Source organism: Pseudonocardia sp. DR1-2 (assembly GCF_023717215.1).
Lineage (GTDB): Bacteria > Actinomycetota > Actinomycetes > Mycobacteriales > Pseudonocardiaceae > Pseudonocardia > Pseudonocardia alni.
This window is the reverse complement of sequence record NZ_JAMQOF010000007.1, coordinates 109,229-128,007: the sequence shown is the minus strand read 5'-3', so window position 1 is coordinate 128,007 and position 18,779 is coordinate 109,229. Positions and strand designations below refer to the sequence as shown.

Below are 18,779 nucleotides of genomic sequence, written 5' to 3'. Positions count from 1 at the left end.
ACGCGGCCGGTGAGGGTGCCCTCAGCGACCGGTCCGTGCGGCGGGCAGGGCCGGGGCGAGCCGCTCGGCGGCGGCCCGGGCGGTCGCGACACAGGCGGGGACGCCGACCCCGTGCAGCATCGACCCGGCGACCTCCAGCCCCCCGACGGCGGCGACGGCGGACTCCAGCGCGTCGACGACCGCGCCGTGCCCCACGCCGTACTGCGGCAGACCGCCGCCCCAGCGCTGCACGAACGACGCGACCGGGACGGCGTCGACGCCGTCGAGCACGGCCAGGTCGGCACGGACACGGGCGACGAGTTCGGCGTCGTCGACCTGCAGGCCCGCCTCCTCGCCGAACCGGCCGATCGAGGCCCGGAGCCGGACCAGGCCGTCCTCACCGAGGTGGGCCCACTTCGTCGACGCGTGGGTGACGCCCTTGACCGACAGGGGCTCGTCCGCGGCGACCAGACAGCCGGAGGTGCCGGGCATGCCGGTGACGTCGGCGGCCCGGAAGGCGAGCGCGACGACCGCGGAGGAGGCGAGCTCGATCCGCCCGGCCGCGGCGGCCGCGGCCGGGGCGACCGGCTCCAGCAGCCGGCGGGCGGCGGGGGCGGGGACGGCGAGGACGACGGCGTCGACGTCGAGTGCCTCCGGCTGCGGGACCGGTCCGAGGACGAGCCGCCAGCCGTCGGGGCGGCGGTGCAGCTCCCGCACGGTGACGCCGGTGCGCACCCGGGCCCCGGACGCGGCGACGAGTGCGGCGATCATCTCGCGGTAGCCGCCGCGCACGGCACCGAAGACCGGTCCCGCGGCCACCGGCTGTGGCACCGCGGAGGGGCCGGCCCCGGAGCCCCCGGCGGCGGTCGGCACGGCGGCCCGGCTCCCGGCGGCCCGGCTCGCGGCGACCGGCGGTGTGGTGGCGCCGACCCCCGCGGCCGGTGTCCCGGCGGCGAGGGTGCCGCTGCGCTGGCCGGACGCGGCCATCCCGGTACTGGCCGCCTCGGTGAGCGACCCGGCCCCGGCGTCGAGCGCGGCGGCCAGCGCCGGGACGGTGGCGCGCAGGCCGAGCCGGTCGACCCGCCCGGCGTAGACACCGCCCAGGAGCGGGTCGGCGATCCGGTCGACCACCTCGGGGCCGAACCGGCGGCGCAGCAGCGCCCCGAGCGCGACGTCGGTGCCCGGGTCCCAGTCCAGCGGCGTGGTCGGCTCGGCGGCGACCGCGGCCCGTCCGGCGTCGGACAGCACTCCCCCGAGATCGGCGTCGCGGCCGGGCACGCCCATCAGGGTGCCGCGGGGCAGGCCGACGGTCCGCCCGCCCGCGCGGATCGTCGCCGTCGCCGCGGTGGGGTGGGTGAGCGCGTCGGCCAGCCCGATCTCGGTGAGCAGCGCGGGGACCTCGGGACGGCGGGCGAGGAAGGCCTCGGCGCCGACGTCGAAGGGCGCCCCCGCGAGGTCGACCGTGCGCAGCACGCCGCCGAGCCGGTCACGCTGCTCGAGCACGACGATCTCGGCGGCCGGGCCGAGCAGCGTGCGCAGCCGGTGCGCGCAGGCCAGACCGGAGACACCGCCGCCGACGACGGCGACGCGGGTCATCGCGACGGACGGTCGCCCGTCGGCCCGGCCACGGGCTGGGCGTGCACCGTCTCGACGGTCCGGGTGATCGCGTCCGGGTCGGTGGGGGGCAGGACACCGTGGCCGAGGTTGAACACGTGCCCGCGGGTGCGCGCCCCCTCGGCGGCGATCCGCACGACCTCGGCGTCGACGGCCTCCTGACCGGCGAACAGCACCGCCGGGTCCAGGTTGCCCTGCACGGGCACCGCGCCACCGGCCCGGCGGGCCGCGACGTCGAGCGGGGTCCGCCAGTCGACGCCGATCACGTCGGCGCCGGCGTCGGTCATCGCACCCAGGAGCTCGGCGGTGCCGACCCCGAAGTGGATCCGCGGCACACCGGCCCCGGCGAGCGCGCCGAGCACGGCGGCGGAGTGCGGCAGCACGAACTCGCGGTAGTCGCGCTCGGACAGCGCGCCCGCCCAGGAGTCGAACAGCTGGACCGCGTCCACCCCGGCGGCGACCTGCTGCTGCAGGAACGTGCCGGTGAGCACGGCGAGCTTGCCGAGCAGGGCGTGCCACACGTCGGGGGCCGAGCGCATGAGGGACTTGGTCCGCTCGTGGTTGCGGCTCGGGCCGCCCTCGATGAGGTAGGAGGCGAGGGTGAACGGGGCGCCCGCGAACCCGATCAGCGGGACGCGGCCCAGCTCGGGCAGCAGCAGGCCGATCGCCTCGGTGACGCGCGCCACCTGCTCGGGCGCCAGCTCGGGCAGTGCCGCGACGTCGGCGGCGGTGCGGACCGGTGAGTCCACGACGGGGCCGGTGCCCGGCACGATGTCCACCCCGATGCCCGCCAGGTACAGCGGCACCACGATGTCGGAGAACAGGATGGCCGCGTCCATGTCGTGGCGGCGGACCGGCTGCAGGGTGATCTCGCAGGTCAGGTCCGGGGTGAGACACGCCTCGAGCATCGCGTTGTCCCGGCGCAGGGCCCGGTACTCCGGCAACGAGCGACCCGCCTGGCGCATGAACCAGACCGGCAGCCGCGACGGCGTCGCACCGCGCGCTGCGTCGAGGAACGGTGCTCCCGCGAGGTCGCGGCGGGCGGGGGGCGCGGAGACGATGCCTGCAGTCATGACCTCCCGATGATCCCACGCGGACCGGGCCGGTGCTCGGGCGCCCCGGCGCGCCTGCCAGGTACGACGGGTATCGCACCCTAGAGTCCGACGCCGTGCCGGACCCGAACTCACCACCACCAGCAGCGTTCCGCAGCGCGGTCCGCTCGCTCGCGTCGGTCCGACCGCGCCCCGAGCTCGTGGTGCGGCCGCTCGAGGCGCCGCCCCGGCTCGCGCCGTACAGCTGGGCGACCAGCGTCGAGGCCGACATCGGGCACCGCGGCGACGGGACCGACGACCTCGACGAGCCGGACACCTCCGGCCGGTTGATCCTGCTCCACGACCCCGACGGCCAGGAACGCTGGGAGGGCACCTTCCGGCTGGTCTGCTTCGTGCAGGCCCGGCTGGAGCCCGGCCAGCTCGGCGACGACATGCTGCCGCGGATCGGCTGGTCCTGGCTGACCGACGCCCTCGAGCACGCCGGCGCCGGGTTCACCGCGCTCGGCGGGACCGTCACCCAGACCTCGTCGGTCCGCTTCGGCGGGCTCAGCGGCGGCGGTGGCGGCCCCGGCGAGGGGCCGCCGCGGGAGGACGACGTCGAGCTGCGCGCCTCCTGGTCGCCCACGGAGAGCGACGGCGATCTGTCCCGACACGCCGTCGCGTTCGCGTCCCTGGTGTCGACCGCTGCGGGTCTGCCGCCGGTCGGCGCAGTGCCGTTGAGCCGATCACCCGGCTGAACGTCGCAGGTCAACGGCACGCGTCGGAAATCTTTCACCCGGAGGGGTGGGACCGCGCCCACATGCATGTAACTTTCCAGGCCGGAAAGACGAATGCACACCAGACGTTAGGCCGCATGGAGGGATACCATCTCTTCCATGGCACCCGCCCGGGCGGCCGAGCGCCACTCTCCGTCCCTCGGGTTCCGGTGTTGGTCGGGGGCGTACGACCGACTCCAGGAAGGTTGACGACGTGGCTGTACTTGGCCAGCAAGTGCCGGCGCAGAGCTCCGGCAGCACCACCCCAGGTGGCGCTCCGATCGGTGGAGCAGTGCTCTCGCCGGGGATCGTCCCGCAGCCGCGGGAGGAGCTGTTCACGGTTCTCGTCGTGGACGACCACCCGCTGCTCCGCGAGGCGATCGCCGGACGGCTGCGCTCCATGGGAGCGGGCACCGTGCACGAGGCCGCCTCGGTCACCGAGGCGCGGGCTCGCGCCCACGCCGCGGGTCCCTGCGACCTCGCGATCCTCGACCTGACCCTGCCGGACGGCAGCGGGCTGGACCTGGTCAGCGAGCTCCGCTCGCTCGGCTGGAACCGGCTGGTCGTGCTCGCCTCCTCCGACGACCCGTACGCGGTCCGCTCGGCGTTCCAGGCCGGCGCGCAGGCCTACCTGCTGAAGTCGGCGTCGCCCTCGGTCGTGACCGACGGCGTCAAGCGGGTCCTCGACGGCGGCGTCTACGCCGACCCGACGGTCGCCCCGCTGCTCGCCACCGGGTCCCGCGTGCCGGGCACCGACAACACCCCGCGGGAGCTCTCGGCCCGCGAGGTCGAGGTGCTGCAGCTCGTCGCGGACGGCCAGTCCAACAAGGAGATCGGTGAGGCCCTGAACCTCTCCGCCCTCACGGTGAAGAGCCACCTCTCCCGGATCGGCCGCAAGCTCGGCACCGGCGACCGCGCCCAGATGGTCGCGCTCGCCATGCGCGCGGGGGTCATTCGCTGACTCCCGGGACCGGCGCCGCCGGCGGTACGGACACGACCCGGCCGCCGGTCTCGGCGACTCCGGACGGTTCACCCGATCCGGTACCGCTGCTCCGTCCCGCCGACGGCCTCCCCCCGGTCACCGCGACCGCCGACGACCTCGCCCGCGTGGCCGCGGCGATCGCCGGCGGCAGCGGCCCGGTCGCCGTCGACGCGGAGCGTGCCTCCGGCTTCCGGTACTCCCAGCGCGCCTACCTGGTGCAGCTGCGGCGTGCCGGGGCCGGGTCCGCGCTGGTGGACCCGATCCCGCTGCGCGGCGAGCTGGGCCCGCTCGCCGAGGCCCTCGACGGCCCGGAGTGGGTGCTGCACGCGGCCTCCCAGGACCTCCCGTGCCTGGCCGAGCTGGACCTGCGCCCGGCGTCGTTGTTCGACACCGAGCTCGCCGGCCGGCTGGCCGGGCTGCCCCGGGTCGGGCTCGGCCCGATGGTGGAGAACCTGCTCGGCCTCGGCCTGGAGAAGGGGCACGGCGCCGCCGACTGGTCGCGTCGCCCGCTCCCCGAGGACTGGCTGGTCTACGCCGCGCTCGACGTCGAGGTGCTCGTCGACCTGCGCACCGTCCTGACCCGGATGCTCGACGAGCAGGGCAAGCTCGACTGGGCCCGCCAGGAGTTCGAGGCGGTCCGCACCGCCCCGCCGCCCCCGCCGCGCGCGGAGCCCTGGCGGCGCACCTCCGGCATCCACAAGGTCCGCCGCCCCCGCCCGCTCGCCGCGGTCCGGGAGCTGTGGCAGGCGCGTGACTCCCTCGCCGCCGAGCGCGACATCGCCCCCGGCCGGGTCCTGCCCGACGCCGCGATCCTCGACGCCGCGGTGCGCAACCCCGACTCCCCGCAGGCACTGGCCGAGCTGCCGGTGTTCCGCGGTCGCTCCCAGCGCAGGCTGGCCCGGTACTGGTTCGACGCGCTGCGCCGGGCCGCCGACCTCCCCGAGGCCGAGCTGCCGCGCGGCGCCGCCACCACCGACGGCCCGCCGCCGGTGTCGCGCTGGGCCGACCGCGACCCCGACGCCGCGGCCCGGCTCGCCGCCGCCCGCGCGGCACTGACCACGGTCTCCGAGCAGCACGACGTGCCGGTGGAGAACCTGTTGCAGCCCGACCTGCTGCGCCGGGTCTGCTGGACCCCGCCCACCGACGGCGACCTCCCGGCCGCCCTGGTCGCCGGCGGCGCCCGCCCGTGGCAGGTCGAGCTGCTCTCCCCGCTGCTCGAACCGGCCCTGGCCACCCGGGCCCGCTGAGCCGCCCGGGCCTCCCCCGCCCGCGTCCCGGTGGAGCCACCCGCCCCGGGTGAGCCCCGGACCGGGCAGGCCTCCGGTCAGCGGGCGAGGACCGGGGCCCCACCCGAGGGCGCCGGGGCCGTGCTGTCGTCGGGCAGCGCGACGTGCACCTCCAGTCCCCCGCCGGGCACCGCCTCGGCGTGCACGGACCCGCCGTGCGCGGTGGCCACCGACCGCACGATCGACAGCCCCAGCCCGGAGCCGCGGGTGTGGGCGGTGCGGGCCACCGGGCCCCGCCGGAACGGCTCGAACAGCTCGGCCACCCTGTCCGGTGCCAGCTCCGGCCCGGACGACGCGACCCGCAGCACGACCCCCGGCTCGGGCGCGCCGGTCCCGCAGCCGACCTCGATCCAGCCGCCGTCGCGGTTGTGCCGCACCGCGTTCTCCAGCAGGTTCGCCACCATCCGGCGCAGCAGCGGCTCGTTGCCCCGGGTCGTCGCGGGCCGCGGGTCGGTGCGCACGACCAGGCCGCGGACGGCGACGTCCCCGGCCACGGCCGCGAGCTCCGCGGCGACGAGCGCGGCCAGGTCCACCGGCACCCGGTCGGAGCCCGGCATCGCTCCCCCGGCCTCGGTGCGGGCGAGCAGCAGCAGCCCGCTGACCAGCTCGTCGCAGCGGCGGCCCGCCTCCCGGACGACCCCGGCCATCCGGCGCAGCTCCTCGGCGTCGGCGTCGGGGTCCTGCAGCGTCACGTCGATCTCGGTGCGCAGCACCGCGAGCGGGGTGCGCAGCTCGTGCCCGGCGTTGGCGACGAACCGGGACTGGGCGTCGAACGCGGCCTGCAGCCGGTCGAGCATCGCGTCGACGGCGGCGGCCAGCTCGGCGACCTCGCCGCGGGCACCGGCGAGCGCGACCCGCTCGTCGAGCGAGCTCGCCGAGAGCCGCGAGGTGGTCTCGACGACCCGGCGCAGCGGGTGCAGCACCCGCCCGACCAGCACCCAGGACGTGACCGCCCCGGCGGCGACGACCAGCGGGAACGCGATCAGCCCGGCTCGCAGCACCTCGGCGCGGGCCGCGGCGGCGACCGCGTCGCGGGCGGTCTCGGCGGGCACGGCGACCCCGCCGACGAACACCGTCCCGGGCAGCGCCGGGGTGCCCGCGACCACCGCGCCGACCAGCATCCAGCCGAGCCAGAGCAGCAGCGCGGCGACCGCGGCGACGAGCGCCGTCGCGAGCAGTGTCAGCCGCGGCCGGAGGGCGCCCACGCCGTCACGCCGTGGGGGTCCCGTCGGCGGGCACCCGGTACCCGGCACCGACGACGGTGTCGATCGGACCCGGCGCACCGAGCTTCTTGCGCAGGGTCATGACGGTGACCCGCACCGTGGTGGTGAACGGGTCGGCGTTCTCGTCCCAGACGCGTTCGAGCAGCTCCTCCGACGACACCACGGCCCCGCCCGCGGCGAGCAGGACCTCCAGCACGCCGAACTCCTTGCGGGTCAGCTCGACCGGCCGCCCGGAGCGCAGCACGGTGCGCCGGGCCGGGTCCAGCACGACGTCGCCTGCCCGCAGCGTGGGCGGCACCGCCGGGGTCGCCCGGCGGCCGAGCGCCCGGACCCGGGCGACCAGCTCGGGGAAGTCGAACGGCTTGGCCAGGTAGTCGTCGGCGCCACGGGACAGGCCCTCGACCTTGTCGGCCGGGGTGCCCGACGCGGTGAGCATCAGCACCCGGGTCAGGCCGCCCGCGGCGACGAGCTCGTCGCACAGGTCGTCGCCGCTGCGGCCGGGCAGGTCCCGGTCGAGGACGGCGACGTCGTAGCGGGTCACCGACAGCTTCTCCGAGCCCTCGTCGCCGTCGTAGGCCACGTCGACGGCCATCCCGTCCCGGCGCAGCCCGCGCACGACGGCGTCGGCCATCGCCGGCTCGTCCTCGACGACGATGACGCGCATCAGCGGGTGCGCTCCCGCCCGGGAACGGCGTCCTCGGGGGTCGAGGGGACCGCCGCGGCCGCCCACTCGGTGATCCGGCGGGCCATGTCCTGCTCGGTCAGCCCGGTCGCGGCGAGCACGTCGTCGCGGCTGCCGTGTTCCAGGTACTCCTGGGGCAGCGCGAGGTCGCGCTGGCGCACGTCGAGCTCGGCGGCGCGCAGCGCGTCGGACAGCGCGGAGCCGAACCCGCCGTGCGTGCCACAGTCGGAGACGGTGACCACGAGCTGGTGGTCGGCGGCCAGCGTGAGCAGCTCCCGCGGGACCGGCAGCACCCACCGCGGGTCGACGACGGTCACGTCGACGCCCTGGTCGGCGAGCCGCTGCGCGACGGCGACGCCGGCCTTCGCGAACGCCCCGACGCAGACCAGCAGGACCTGGGAGCGCCCGTCGGACGGCTCGTGCAGCACGTCGACCCCGGCCGGGCCGTCGAGGCGGCGCAGCGCGGGCACCGAGCCGATCACCGAGCCCTTGGGGTAGCGCAGGGCGGTCGGGCCGTCGGTGACCGCGGTGGCCTCCCGGAACTCCTCGCGCAGGGTCTCCTCGTCACGGGGGGCCGCGACCCGCATGCCGGGCACGATGCCCAGCAGCGACAGGTCCCACATCCCGTTGTGCGACGGGCCGTCGCTGCCGGTGACCCCGGAGCGGTCCAGCACCAGCGTGACGCGCTCGCGGTGCAGGCCCACGTCCATCAGCAGCTGGTCGAAACCGCGGTTGAGGAACGTCGAGTACAGCGCGACGACGGGGTGCCGCCCGGCCCGGGCCAGCCCGGCGGCGGTGGTCAGCGCGTGCTGCTCGGCGATCCCGACGTCGACGATGCGGTCCGGGTGGGCGGCCGCGAACGGCGCCAGGCCGGTCGGGCCGAGCATCGCCGCGGTGATCGCGACGACGTCGGTGCGCCGCGATCCCAGCGCCACCATCTCCTCGGCGAACACGTCGGTCCAGCCGGTGACCGGGGTACCGGTGGGCAGACCGGTCTCCGGGTCGAACGCGGCCGGGCTGTGCATCTGCTCGGCCTCGTCGTTCTCCGCGGGCGGGTAGCCGTTGCCCTTGCGGGTGACCGTGTGCACGATGACCGGCCCGCCGAAGCGCTTCGCCCGGCGCAGCGCGGACTCGAGCTGGCCGATGTCGTGACCGTCGACCGGGCCGAAGTACTTGAGCCCCAGGTCGGAGAACAGCTCCTGCGGGGAGAGCGCGTCCTTCACCCCGGCCTTGAACGCGTGCAGGCCGGCGTAGAGCGCGGGCCCGACCACGGGGGTGCCGCGGACGGTGCGCTTGCCGGCCTCGAGCACCCGCTCGTAGCCGGGCTGCAGCCGCAGCGACGCGAGCCGGTCGGCCAGCCCGCCGATGGTCGGCGAGTAGGAGCGGCCGTTGTCGTTCACGACGACCACGACGTTGCGGTCCTCGCCGGCCGCGATGTTGTTGAGCGCCTCCCAGGCCATGCCACCGGTGAGCGCCCCGTCGCCGATCACGGCGACGACGTGCCGGTCGACCCCGGTCAGGGCGTGCGCGCGGGCGATCCCGTCGGCCCAGGACAGCGACGACGACGCGTGGCTGGACTCGACGTGGTCGTGCTCGGACTCGGCGCGGCTCGGGTAGCCCGACAGCCCGCCGGTCTTCTTCAGCCGGTCCCAGCCCTCCTGACGGCCGGTCAGCAGCTTGTGCACGTACGCCTGGTGCCCGGTGTCCCAGATCAGGGTGTCCTGCGGGGACTCGAAGACCCGGTGCAGGGCGATGCTCAGCTCCACCACACCCAGGTTGGGCCCCAGGTGGCCCCCGGTGCGGGACACCGCCTTGATCAGGAACCCACGGATCTCGGCCGCGAGCGAGGTCAGCTCGTCGGGCCCGAGCCCTCGCAGATCGGCCGGGCGCCGGATCGCCGAGAGTCCCCGGTTCGTCGTCACGTACTGCCTCCTCGCCGCCGGCCCTGCTCGGGCGTCCTCCACCACGGAGGACCGGCATCGACTCGTGGTCCCACTCTACGGACCGGTAGCCGAGGCGACCCGATGGCGCTGCCGGGCGCGGCGGGCGTCGACCGTCACCCGGACGGTGCCCGCCGCGTCCCGTGCTGCGACGCGGTACGTCCACTGTTCTCACCAACCCCAGTTACGCATTGTCGATCTCCTTTCGCACTCGGACCCACAGTTGATCGACACAATGGCCGCGGCCCTTACCGCGGACGCGTTCACCAACCCCAGTTGCGCATCGGACACCCCTTTCCTGATCGACATCTCCCACGTCGTGGCGCCGTCGTGACATCACGGGACAGCAATTACCGGCATACCGACATGGTCTCTCACGCATTCACCGGTGCCGCCGCCGAAAAGGGTGACCCGCCGTCGACCCGCGAACAAACCAGGGAGCACCATTGCGATATCAACAATCACCGGTCCGGCCGTGCGCCCGGCACTCAGCGTGATCACGCCGCTCGTCCGAGCAGCTACGACACGATCACGAAGCCGTATCGATCACAGACGGCGACGGGTGCGGTTAGGATCACGGAGGGGCGGCACGCCGGTCGCTGCTGCGGACGGGCAGGATCGGGTGGGACGACGCCGGCGAGGGAGGGACGTATGGCCCCGGAACCGGTCCGGCTGCACCAGGTCACCCGCTGGCCGATCTGGTCCATCCCGGGACGGCTGCTCGGCCCGGTCCTCGCCGTGGAACTGCTGGCGGTCTGCCTGGTGCTCGCCGGGCTGCTGAACCCGCCCCGGCTCGACCACGCGACGCTGGTGCTGCTCGCCACGCTGACCGTGGCCGGGATCCTGCACACCGAGGTCGTGGCCGGCGTCGAACGCATCCGGCGCTACACCGCCGAGACCCACCACGTGAACCTGACCTCGGTCTGGACCTTCGCCTCGGCCCTGCTGCTGCCGCCGGTACTGGGCGCGTTCGTGGTGGTGGTGGTCTACACCCACCTCTACGTCCGGGTGCTGCGGCCGGTGCCGCCCCCGGACCGCAGGCCGGTCTACCGCGAGGTCTACAGCACCGCGACGGTCATCCTGTCCGTGCACGCGGCGGCCGGGGTGCTCGCCGCGACCCGGCCCGGCGAGCTCTACGGCAGCCTGCCCGGCACCCTCGCGCTGCTGCTCGCGCTGCTGACCTACACCGTCGTCAACACCTGCCTGGTCCTCGGCGTGGTCGCGGTGGCCAGCCCGGACACCCGGGTGGTGCGCATCCTGTTCGGCGGCGACGAGCTCACCCTGGAGCTGGCGACCCTCTGCCTGGGGGCGCTGACGGCGGGGGCGCTGGCCGCGAGCGGGCCGTTCGTCGCGCTGCTCGCGGTGCCGCCCATCCTGGCCCTGCACCGCACGATCCTGGTCCGCCAGCTGCGCGAACGGGCCGACACCGACGCCAAGACCGGGCTGCTCAACCACGCGGCCTGGCACCTGCGCGGGACCCACGAGCTGACCCTCGCCGAACGCGAACGGCGGCCCGCGGCGCTGCTGATCCTCGACCTGGACCACTTCAAGGAGATCAACGACACGCACGGCCACCTCTACGGCGACCAGGTCCTCGCCGCCACCGCCCAGATGCTGCGCGAGGAGCTGCGCGACCACGACCTCGTCGGCCGGTTCGGCGGGGAGGAGTTCGTCGTGCTGCTCCCCCGGCTCTCCGGCAACGACGGCCGCGAGGAGGTCCGGCAGATCGCCGAGCGTCTGCGCAGGCGGATCGCGGGCGGCTCCGGCCCGGTGGCACCGCCGGACGGGGTCCCGGCCCAGCGGCTGCCCGCACCGTCCGCGGGCGCCGCCCGGACCGACGGCCGTCCGTCGCCCCGCGCCGGCGCCGGGATCACCGTCTCGATCGGCGGGGCGCTGTTCCCCGACGACGGCCACGCCCTGACCGGCCTGCTCGAGGTCGCCGACTCCGCGCTCTACGCGGCCAAGCGGGCCGGGCGCGACGCCGTGCGGATCGGGCGCCACACCTTCCCGGCCGAGCCCGAACACGCCTGACGTTCCCGCGCCGACGCCCGTCCCCTCCGGGACGGAGCCGATCAGCCGCCACGGCTCGGCGTCCCCTGTGGCCCGGCGGCCCGGAGCCCGTCGTGTCCGGCGACCCGGTGACGCCTCTCCCGTCGCCCACGCCGGCCCGGGGCCCCGGTGCCCGGTGCGGCGGACCCGGTCGCCCGGGGGTCAGCGGCCGGGGACGCTCCCGTCGCGCCCGGTCCGGACCTGGTCGCGCCCGGCCCGCTTGGCCGCGTAGAGGGCGTGGTCGGCGACCTGCAGCAGCTCGTCGAGGGACTCGCCGTCGCCGCCGGTCACCGCGACCCCGACCGACACCGACAGGTCGCAGATGGTGATGCCGCCGCCCGGGCCGTCGACGTGCACGGCCAGCGACCGGACGGTCCGCCGGATGCGCTCGGCCGCGTTGTGGGCGAGCTCGCGTCCCTCCGGCCCCACCGGCAGCCCGGCCAGGAGGACGACGAACTCCTCCCCGCCGAAGCGCCCGACCGGGTCGACCTCGCGGACCTGGGCCTTCAGCGTCCCGGCGACGGCGGAGAGCACCTCGTCGCCGGCGAGGTGGCCGTAGCCGTCGTTGACGGCCTTGAAGTGGTCCAGGTCGAGGATCAGCACCGCGACCGCACCGCGCTGGCGCCGCGCCCGGGCGAGCGCCCGGTGCGCCCGGCCCCGCCACGCGAGGGCGGTCAGCAGGTTGGTCTTGGCGTCGGTGTTCGCCCGCTCCTCCAGCTGCCGGATCAGCACCGCCCGGTGCAGCACCAGCAGCGGCGGGAGGACCAGCAGCACGAGCAGCACCTGGCGCTGCACGGCGAGCGCGGCCAGCACCGCCAGACACAGCGTCGCGCCCTCCAGCACGTGGTCGTCCCAGTCCCCCACCAGGCGTCGCCAGTCGGGGCGGTGCGGCGAGGACAGCGCCAGCGCGGTCGCGACGAGGAGCTGGTTGACCAGTCCGTAGACCGCCATGGCCAGCAGGAGCGACAGGTAGCCGACCACCCGGCTCCCGCCACCGACCCCCGCGGCCGCGGTGAGCGACTCGGACGGGACGAGGACCGAGGCGGCCATCGCGGCCAGCACGACGGTCGCGGTGGTGTAGGCGTGCCGGTACAACTGCGCCCCGGCGGGACGCCAGACCCGCCACCACAGGTGGCCGTAGACGGCCACGACCACCAGGCCCGCCACCCCCGGCGGCAGCAGCAGCGCGGCCGCGAAGGTCCAGACCGTCGACAGGTCGAAGTAGGAGACGTGCGCGACCCGCCGGCGCACCCGCTCGATGCCGGTCGCCAGCTCGGTGTGCACCGCGCCGAGCGCCGCCAGACCGAGTGCGCCCAGCGCCAGCAGGCCGGTGTCGCGGTCCCACGGCAGCCGGGCCAGGTCGGTCACGACGAGCACGACGGCGGTGAGCTCGACGAGCACCAGCACGGCGAGCACCCGCGCCGGCAGGCCGCGGAAGGGCCAGCGGGGACGTTCGGGGTCACCTCTCCGGATCCCGGTCACGGACACCTACCCGAAAGGACGGGACCGATCGGCACATCGCGTTCGTCCGACACCGTCGATGTCACCCGAACGGGTACAATGGACGTCGATTCGTCACGATGCGTGACGAAACAGGCGGCGGTGACGCCATACCGGACGACAGGAGGTGACGTCGTGCGCAACCGAGGCTGGTGATCACCGGGAACGACGCGTGCCGGGGTCATGCGACCGCCCCCGGACCGGCCGACCGGAGCATCCGGAACGCACCGAGGGCGAGCACGATCCCCACCGCACCGAACACACCGAGCGCCGTCGCCGGAGCGGTCCACTCGGCCAGTACCCCGCCGGCGAGGACCGCGACCCCCTGGGTCGCCACGAGACCCGACGCGGCGACGCCCACGGCGCTCCCGCGGACCGCGCTCGGCGTGGCCCGCGCGAAGCCCGACTGGGCCGCGATCAGGCAGGCCGTGGCGCAGGCTCCCGAGACCGCCCAGAGTGCGACCGCCTGCCACAGGCCCGTCGCCAGCGGCGTCAGTGCGAGCGGCAGCGCCGCCCCGACGGCCAGCGGTACCAGGCCGCGCTCGCGCAGCCGGGCCGGCAGCACGTAGGCGACGACCAGGGCCCCGACCGCGCTGCCCGCCGGATCGGCCGCCATCAGCAGCCCGGTCGCCGCCGGGCCCGCCCCGATCGCGACGGCGTAGGCCGCCGCCAGCGCCTCGGGCAGCACGAAGATGCCGAGCATCCAGGCCATCAGGGCCAGCGAGCGCCGCCGGGGGTGGCCGAACACGATCGGCAGGCCGCCCAGCGCCGTCCGCCACCAGGCGCCGGCCCGGGCCGCCCACCGCGTCGCCGACCCGGGCCCCGGCGCCGCCGCGATCGCCGCGGCCGTCGCCGCCGACGGTCCGGCCGCGACCGCCGCGTACCGGGACCGGACACCGAGTGCGAGGAGCACCGCCGACCCGACGAACGTCGCGGCATCGACCAGCAGCGCGCCGCGCGGGGTCAGCGTCGCGACGAGCAGCCCGCCCCCCGCGAAGCCCGCCACCTGCGCCACCTGCACCGAGACCTGGCGCAGTGCCAGACCGCGGGCGAGCAGGTCGCCGGACAGCAGGTCGGGCAGCAGGGCCGAGCGGGCCGCGGTGTGCGGGCCGCCCAGCAGGACGACCAGCACCAGCAGCGCCCCCAGGACCGGCAGCCCGGGACCGGGCACGGCCATGGCGACGACGAGACCGGCCCGGACCAGGTCGGTCCCGATCAGCAGCCGGCGACGCGGCCACCGGTCGGCGAGGTGGCCGAGCAGCAGCCCACCGAGCAGGGCGGGCAGGAAGGTCAGCGCGTAGACCCCCGCCGACCACGCGACCGAGCCGGTCTCGCTCAGCACCAGGACGGTCAGCGCGACCCGCGCGACCTGGTCGCCGGCGACCGACAGGACCTCCGCGGTCCACAGCGCGCGGAAGTCCGGGACGGAGAAGGGGCCGCGGACGCCGGCGGCGGGATCGGGGTCGCGAGGCTCGTCGCCTCGCGTCCCGGAGCCGCCGCGCTCGACCATCGGCGTGGGGTCCCTTCGGAGTCCGGCGTGGGTGGCCCGCTGCGGACCCGGCACCCGACCTCGGCACGGGGCCTACCACCTCGGCGTCGGCGGCGGGCAGGAGTTCCCGTCGAGCCTAGGTACCCCCCGCCCGGTCGTCGCCCCCCATGATCCGCGTGAAGCCGGGCGGCGCAACGACGGCGGCGAACGGCGTATGAGCGGCGTCACAGGTCCCTGACGTGGGCCGACCTCGACGGCAAGCGGTCGACGGCAAGCGGTCGACGTGACCGTCGCACAACGGTCCGCACCGGGATCAGAGCAGGTCCGCGACGTGCGCCGTCTCGTTCACCGTCCGGACCTTGCGCATCCCGTCACGGGCGCACACCACCCGCGAGATCCCGACGTAGTCCAGCGGGAACGGCAGGTCCCGGCCGATACCCAGCACCTCGGCGAGATAGGCGTTGACCACGCCCGCGTGCGCGACGACGACCACCGTCGCCCGCCCCGGGTGGGCCGCGACGACCTCCTCGATCCCGGCGCACACCCGGGCCCGGAACGCGGCGCCGTCGACGTGCTCGGGCAGGTGCCCGGCCCGCATCCGCTCCCACGCCGCCGGGTCGGCCTGCGCCATCCGGGCGACCGGCACGTAGAGCGAGCGTTCGGCGTCGTACTCGCGCAGGTCGGAGCGGGTGTGCGGGGTGAGACCGCGCTCGCGCGCGAGCGGCTCGGCGGTCTGGACCGCGCGGAGCATCGTGCTGGTGTGCAGCGCGTCGACCGGGGTGCCGGCCAGCGCGTCGACCAGCCGGGCGGCCTGGTCCCGGCCCTGCGGCGCGAGGCCCGGGTCGGCGTGGGTGCCGTCGTCGTGCTCGACGGCCTCGGGCAGCGCATGCCGGACGAGCAGCAGGTGCACCCGCTCAGCCCGGGACGTGCGCGTCGTGCCCGGCGGCCCGCAGCGCCGTGCGCAGGGCCTCGGCGTGCCCGTCCTGCTCGGCGCCGTCGACGGTGGCGGCCGCGTTCGCGAAGTCGAAGGCCCGCATGTCCCAGGCCGGGAAGACGTGGACGTGCAGATGGGGCACCTCGAACCCGGCGACCAGCAGACCGACCCGCGGCGGCGACCAGATCTCCCGCACCGCGAGCCCGACGGTCCGCGACACCTCGGTGAGGTGGGCGACGAGCCCGGCGTCGGCGTCGACCCACTGGTCGATCTCCGCGCGCGGCACGACGAGCGTGTGCCCCGGGCCGAGCGGGTTGATCGACAGGAACCCGACGCACTGCTCGTCGGCCCAGACGAACCGGCCCGGGATCTCGCCGTTGATGATCTTCGTGAAGACGGTGGCCACGGATCCGGACCCTAGTGGCCCGCGGCGCGGGGTGAGGAACGGCGGGCGCGGGGCCCCCGGCCGCCCTAGGATTTCGGGCATGCCCCGCACCATCGCCCGCAACGACCGCGTCGACCGGGACGAGCTGCTCGAGTTCGTCCGTCCCCGGCACCACATGGTGCTGATGACCACCCGTTCCGACGGCGGCGTGCAGGCCTCCCCGGTCACCGGCGGCGTCGACGACGACGGACGCATCGTGATCGCCACCTACCCCGAGCGCGCCAAGTCGGCCAACGTCGCGAAGGCCGGCCGGGCCGCGGTCGTCGTGCTGAGCGAGGAGTTCGACGGCGCCTGGGTGCAGGTCGAGGGCGACGCCGAGCTCATCACGCTGCCGGACGCGCTCGAGCCGCTGGTCGACTACTTCCGTGCCGTCTCCGGCGAGCACCCGGACTGGGACGAGTACCGCCGCGCCATGTCCGACCAGGGGAAGGCCCTGATCCGCATCACCCCGGCCCGGTGGAGCCCGGTCGCCACCGGCGGCTTCCCCGCCCGGCTCGCCGACTCCTGACCGTTCCTGGGACGATCGACCGCCCCCGTCCGCAGCTGCTGCGGACGCGGGGGTGATGTGGCGTGGACCGCCGAGGAGTCCCGCCCACCATGCGGCAACGGTGCCCGCCCGACACAGTGTGAGCGCGCCCGCGGCCTGCGGCCGGGGCGCGCGACGAGAGGACGCAGACCATGCAGGCCTGGCCCGGGCACGCCTACCCGTTGGGTGCCAGCTACGACGGCACCGGCACCAACTTCGCACTGTTCTCCGAGGTCGCCGAGGGCGTGGAGCTGTGCCTGTTCGAGCCCGACCCGGACGCCCCCGGCGGCCTCGCCGAGACCCGGGTCCCGCTGACCGAGGTCGACGGCTTCGTCTGGCACGGCTACCTGCCCGGCATCGAGCCCGGCCAGCGCTACGGCTACCGGGTGCACGGCCCCTACGACCCCGCCCAGGGCCTGCGCTGCAACCCGAACAAGCTGGTCATCGACCCCTACGCCAAGGCCCTCGACGGCCCGGTCGACTGGGACGAGGCCGTGTTCGGCTACAACTTCGGCGACCCGGACTCGCGCAACGACACCGACTCGGCGCCGCACGTGCCGAAGTCGGTCGTGGTCAACCCGTACTTCGACTGGGGCTCGGACCGCCCGCCGAAGATCCCCTACAACGAGACCGTCGTCTACGAGGCGCACGTCAAGGGCCTGACGATCCAGCACCCGGAGGTCGAGGAGGAGCTGCGCGGCACCTACTCCGGCGTGGCGCACCCGGCGATGATCGAGCACTACAAGCGGCTCGGCGTCACCGCCGTCGAGCTGATGCCGGTGCACGAGTTCGTGCAGGACCACCACCTCACCGAGAAGGGTCTGTCGAACTACTGGGGCTACAACACCATCGGCTTCCTGGCCCCGCACCACGCCTACTCGGCGGGCTCGGTCCGGTCCGGGTCGCAGGTCGCGGAGTTCAAGGCGATGGTGCGCGACCTGCACGACGCGGGCATCGAGGTCATCCTCGACGTGGTCTACAACCACACCGCCGAGGGCTCGGACATGGGTCCGACGCTGTCCATGCGCGGCATCGACAACCACGCCTACTACCGGCTGGTCGACGACGACGCCCGCTACTACATGGACTACACGGGCACCGGGAACTCGCTCAACGTCCGCAACCCGCACACCCTGCAGCTGATCATGGACTCGCTGCGGTACTGGGTGACCGAGATGCACGTCGACGGCTTCCGCTTCGACCTCGCCTCGACCCTGGCCCGCGAGTTCTACGACGTCGACCGGCTGTCGACCTTCTTCGACCTCGTCCAGCAGGACCCGGTCATCTCCCAGGTCAAGCTGATCGCCGAGCCGTGGGACGTCGGCCCCGGCGGCTACCAGGTGGGCAACTTCCCCCCGCTGTGGACCGAGTGGAACGGCAAGTACCGCGACACCGTCCGCGACTTCTGGCGCGGTGAGGCGGGCACCCTCGGCGAGTTCGCGTCCCGGATCACCGGCAGCTCGGACCTCTACCAGGCCGACGGGCGCCGCCCGTTCGCCTCGATCAACTTCGTGACCGCGCACGACGGGTTCACCCTGGCCGACCTCGTGTCGTACAACGACAAGCACAACGAGGCCAACGGCGAGGACGGCAACGACGGGGAGAGCCACAACCGGTCCTGGAACTGCGGCGTCGAGGGTCCCACCGACGACGAGACCGTGGTCGAGCTGCGGGCCCGCCAGCAGCGCAACTTCCTGGCGACGCTGCTGCTCTCCCAGGGCACCCCGATGCTGCTGCACGGCGACGAGGCGGGGCGTACCCAGGGCGGCAACAACAACGTCTACTGCCAGGACAACGAGATCGCCTGGCAGGACTGGGAGGTCGCGGGCAAGCACGACGAGCTGACCACCTTCACCGCGGGCGTCGCCGCGCTGCGGCACGCGCACCCGGTGTTCCGCCGGCGCCGGTTCTTCGCGGGCCGTCCGATCGGCCGGTCCTCCACCAGCGAGGACGTCGCCGACATCGGCTGGTTCACCCCGGCCGGGCGGGAGATGACCGAGGAGGACTGGGACAACGACCTGGGCCGCTCGGTGGTCGTGTTCCTCAACGGCAGCCAGATCGCCGACGTCGACCAGCGCGGCCAGCGGATCGTCGACGACTCGTTCCTGCTGTGCTTCAACTCCTTCTGGGAGGACATCGACACCACGCTGCCGCCCGCCGAGTTCGGGCAGGCGTGGGAGATCGTCGTCGACACCCACTCGGGCGAGGTGCACCCGCCGAACGCCGCCGGCGTCACCGGGACCGACCTCGACCCGGTGTCCGCGGGCTCGGTGCTGACCCTGCCCGCCCGTTCCCTGCTCGTCCTGCGATCGAAGGGCTGAGG

At 75.1% G+C, this 18,779-nt stretch carries 15 protein-coding genes; 6 read left to right on the top strand and 9 right to left on the bottom strand.

What is annotated here, in order from left to right; all coding sequences use genetic code 11:
• Positions 1 to 21: 21 nt before the first annotated feature.
• Together hemG and hemE are read right to left on the bottom strand one after the other, a co-directional pair.
• Entirely contained in the window at positions 22 to 1,575 is a 1,554-nt protein-coding gene (gene hemG / locus ND486_RS21200; RefSeq protein WP_251786133.1) for a protoporphyrinogen oxidase, read from the bottom strand.
• On the bottom strand, positions 1,572 to 2,666 hold the full coding sequence (gene hemE, locus ND486_RS21195; RefSeq protein ID WP_251786105.1) for a uroporphyrinogen decarboxylase: 1,095 nt from the start codon (positions 2,664 to 2,666) through the stop codon (positions 1,572 to 1,574). Before hemE ends, hemG begins: the two co-directional genes overlap by 4 nt.
• A 95-nt stretch (positions 2,667 to 2,761) precedes the next feature.
• Between hemE and ND486_RS21190 the strand changes: the two genes are divergently transcribed.
• The 3 genes from ND486_RS21190 to ND486_RS21180 all read left to right on the top strand — a co-directional run bounded on the left by ND486_RS21190 (position 2,762) and on the right by ND486_RS21180 (position 5,629).
• Positions 2,762 to 3,382, top strand: coding sequence for a DUF3000 domain-containing protein (locus ND486_RS21190; RefSeq protein ID WP_179760319.1), 621 nt, complete (start codon positions 2,762 to 2,764; stop codon positions 3,380 to 3,382).
• A gap of 418 nt (positions 3,383 to 3,800) precedes the next feature.
• Positions 3,801 to 4,361 (top strand): response regulator transcription factor, encoded by a 561-nt coding sequence (locus ND486_RS21185; RefSeq protein WP_029239699.1) that lies wholly within the window; start codon positions 3,801 to 3,803, stop codon positions 4,359 to 4,361.
• Positions 4,362 to 4,447: 86 nt separating this feature from the next.
• A complete protein-coding gene (locus ND486_RS21180) occupies positions 4,448 to 5,629 on the top strand; it encodes a ribonuclease D (protein ID WP_251786462.1) in 1,182 nt (393 codons plus the stop codon).
• 77 nt (positions 5,630 to 5,706) lie between these two features.
• Here the strand turns inward: ND486_RS21180 and ND486_RS21175 are convergent, their stop codons facing one another.
• Genes ND486_RS21175 through dxs form a run of 3 tightly spaced genes read right to left on the bottom strand, consistent with a single transcriptional unit; the run spans position 5,707 to position 9,495 of the window.
• Positions 5,707 to 6,873 (bottom strand): cell wall metabolism sensor histidine kinase WalK, encoded by a 1,167-nt coding sequence (locus ND486_RS21175; protein WP_238589936.1) that lies wholly within the window; start codon positions 6,871 to 6,873, stop codon positions 5,707 to 5,709.
• 4 nt (positions 6,874 to 6,877) lie between these two features.
• On the bottom strand, positions 6,878 to 7,555 hold the full coding sequence (locus tag ND486_RS21170) for a response regulator transcription factor (RefSeq protein WP_062404606.1): 678 nt from the start codon (positions 7,553 to 7,555) through the stop codon (positions 6,878 to 6,880).
• Positions 7,555 to 9,495 carry a 1-deoxy-D-xylulose-5-phosphate synthase gene (gene dxs / locus ND486_RS21165; protein WP_208820160.1) on the bottom strand — a complete coding sequence of 647 codons (1,941 nt, stop codon included), beginning with the start codon at positions 9,493 to 9,495 and terminating at the stop codon, positions 7,555 to 7,557. The genes ND486_RS21170 and dxs overlap by 1 nt, the downstream gene beginning before the upstream one ends.
• A 669-nt stretch (positions 9,496 to 10,164) precedes the next feature.
• On the opposite strand from dxs, the gene ND486_RS21160 reads away from it, so the two are divergent.
• Positions 10,165 to 11,544, top strand: coding sequence for a diguanylate cyclase (locus ND486_RS21160; protein ID WP_251786104.1), 1,380 nt, complete (start codon positions 10,165 to 10,167; stop codon positions 11,542 to 11,544).
• Between the two features lie 180 nt (positions 11,545 to 11,724).
• On the opposite strand, the gene ND486_RS29890 is transcribed toward ND486_RS21160, so the two are convergent.
• The 4 genes from ND486_RS29890 to ND486_RS21140 form a co-directional block, all read right to left on the bottom strand.
• The gene (locus tag ND486_RS29890; RefSeq protein ID WP_251786102.1) at positions 11,725 to 13,044 is read right to left on the bottom strand and encodes a GGDEF domain-containing protein; all 1,320 of its coding nucleotides are present in this window, start codon (positions 13,042 to 13,044) and stop codon (positions 11,725 to 11,727) included.
• 199 nt (positions 13,045 to 13,243) lie between these two features.
• Complete coding sequence (locus ND486_RS21150) at positions 13,244 to 14,572, bottom strand: MFS transporter (protein WP_251786100.1); 1,329 nt, start codon at positions 14,570 to 14,572, stop codon at positions 13,244 to 13,246.
• Positions 14,573 to 14,864: 292 nt separating this feature from the next.
• On the bottom strand, positions 14,865 to 15,461 hold the full coding sequence (locus ND486_RS21145) for a histidine phosphatase family protein (RefSeq protein WP_251786098.1): 597 nt from the start codon (positions 15,459 to 15,461) through the stop codon (positions 14,865 to 14,867).
• A 4-nt stretch (positions 15,462 to 15,465) separates the two neighbouring features.
• The gene (locus ND486_RS21140) at positions 15,466 to 15,891 is read right to left on the bottom strand and encodes an HIT family protein (RefSeq protein ID WP_062402348.1); all 426 of its coding nucleotides are present in this window, start codon (positions 15,889 to 15,891) and stop codon (positions 15,466 to 15,468) included.
• A 79-nt stretch (positions 15,892 to 15,970) separates the two neighbouring features.
• On the opposite strand from ND486_RS21140, the gene ND486_RS21135 reads away from it, so the two are divergent.
• Complete coding sequence (locus ND486_RS21135) at positions 15,971 to 16,438, top strand: PPOX class F420-dependent oxidoreductase (RefSeq protein ID WP_208820148.1); 468 nt, start codon at positions 15,971 to 15,973, stop codon at positions 16,436 to 16,438.
• Positions 16,439 to 16,608: 170 nt separating this feature from the next.
• Positions 16,609 to 18,777, top strand: coding sequence for a glycogen debranching protein GlgX (gene glgX, locus ND486_RS21130; protein ID WP_251786096.1), 2,169 nt, complete (start codon positions 16,609 to 16,611; stop codon positions 18,775 to 18,777).
• Positions 18,778 to 18,779 lie beyond the last annotated feature (2 nt).

Coding starts and splice junctions, on each gene's coding strand:
- hemE (WP_251786105.1), bottom strand. CDS start 2,666: ATGACTGCAGGCATCGTCTCCGCGCCCCCCGCCCGCCGCGACCTCGCG.
- glgX (WP_251786096.1), top strand. CDS start 16,609: ATGCAGGCCTGGCCCGGGCACGCCTACCCGTTGGGTGCCAGCTACGAC.
- ND486_RS21160 (WP_251786104.1), top strand. CDS start 10,165: ATGGCCCCGGAACCGGTCCGGCTGCACCAGGTCACCCGCTGGCCGATC.
- ND486_RS21135 (WP_208820148.1), top strand. CDS start 15,971: ATGCCCCGCACCATCGCCCGCAACGACCGCGTCGACCGGGACGAGCTG.
- ND486_RS21185 (WP_029239699.1), top strand. CDS start 3,801: ATGGGAGCGGGCACCGTGCACGAGGCCGCCTCGGTCACCGAGGCGCGG.
- hemG (WP_251786133.1), bottom strand. CDS start 1,575: ATGACCCGCGTCGCCGTCGTCGGCGGCGGTGTCTCCGGTCTGGCCTGC.
- ND486_RS21150 (WP_251786100.1), bottom strand. CDS start 14,572: ATGGTCGAGCGCGGCGGCTCCGGGACGCGAGGCGACGAGCCTCGCGAC.
- ND486_RS21170 (WP_062404606.1), bottom strand. CDS start 7,555: ATGCGCGTCATCGTCGTCGAGGACGAGCCGGCGATGGCCGACGCCGTC.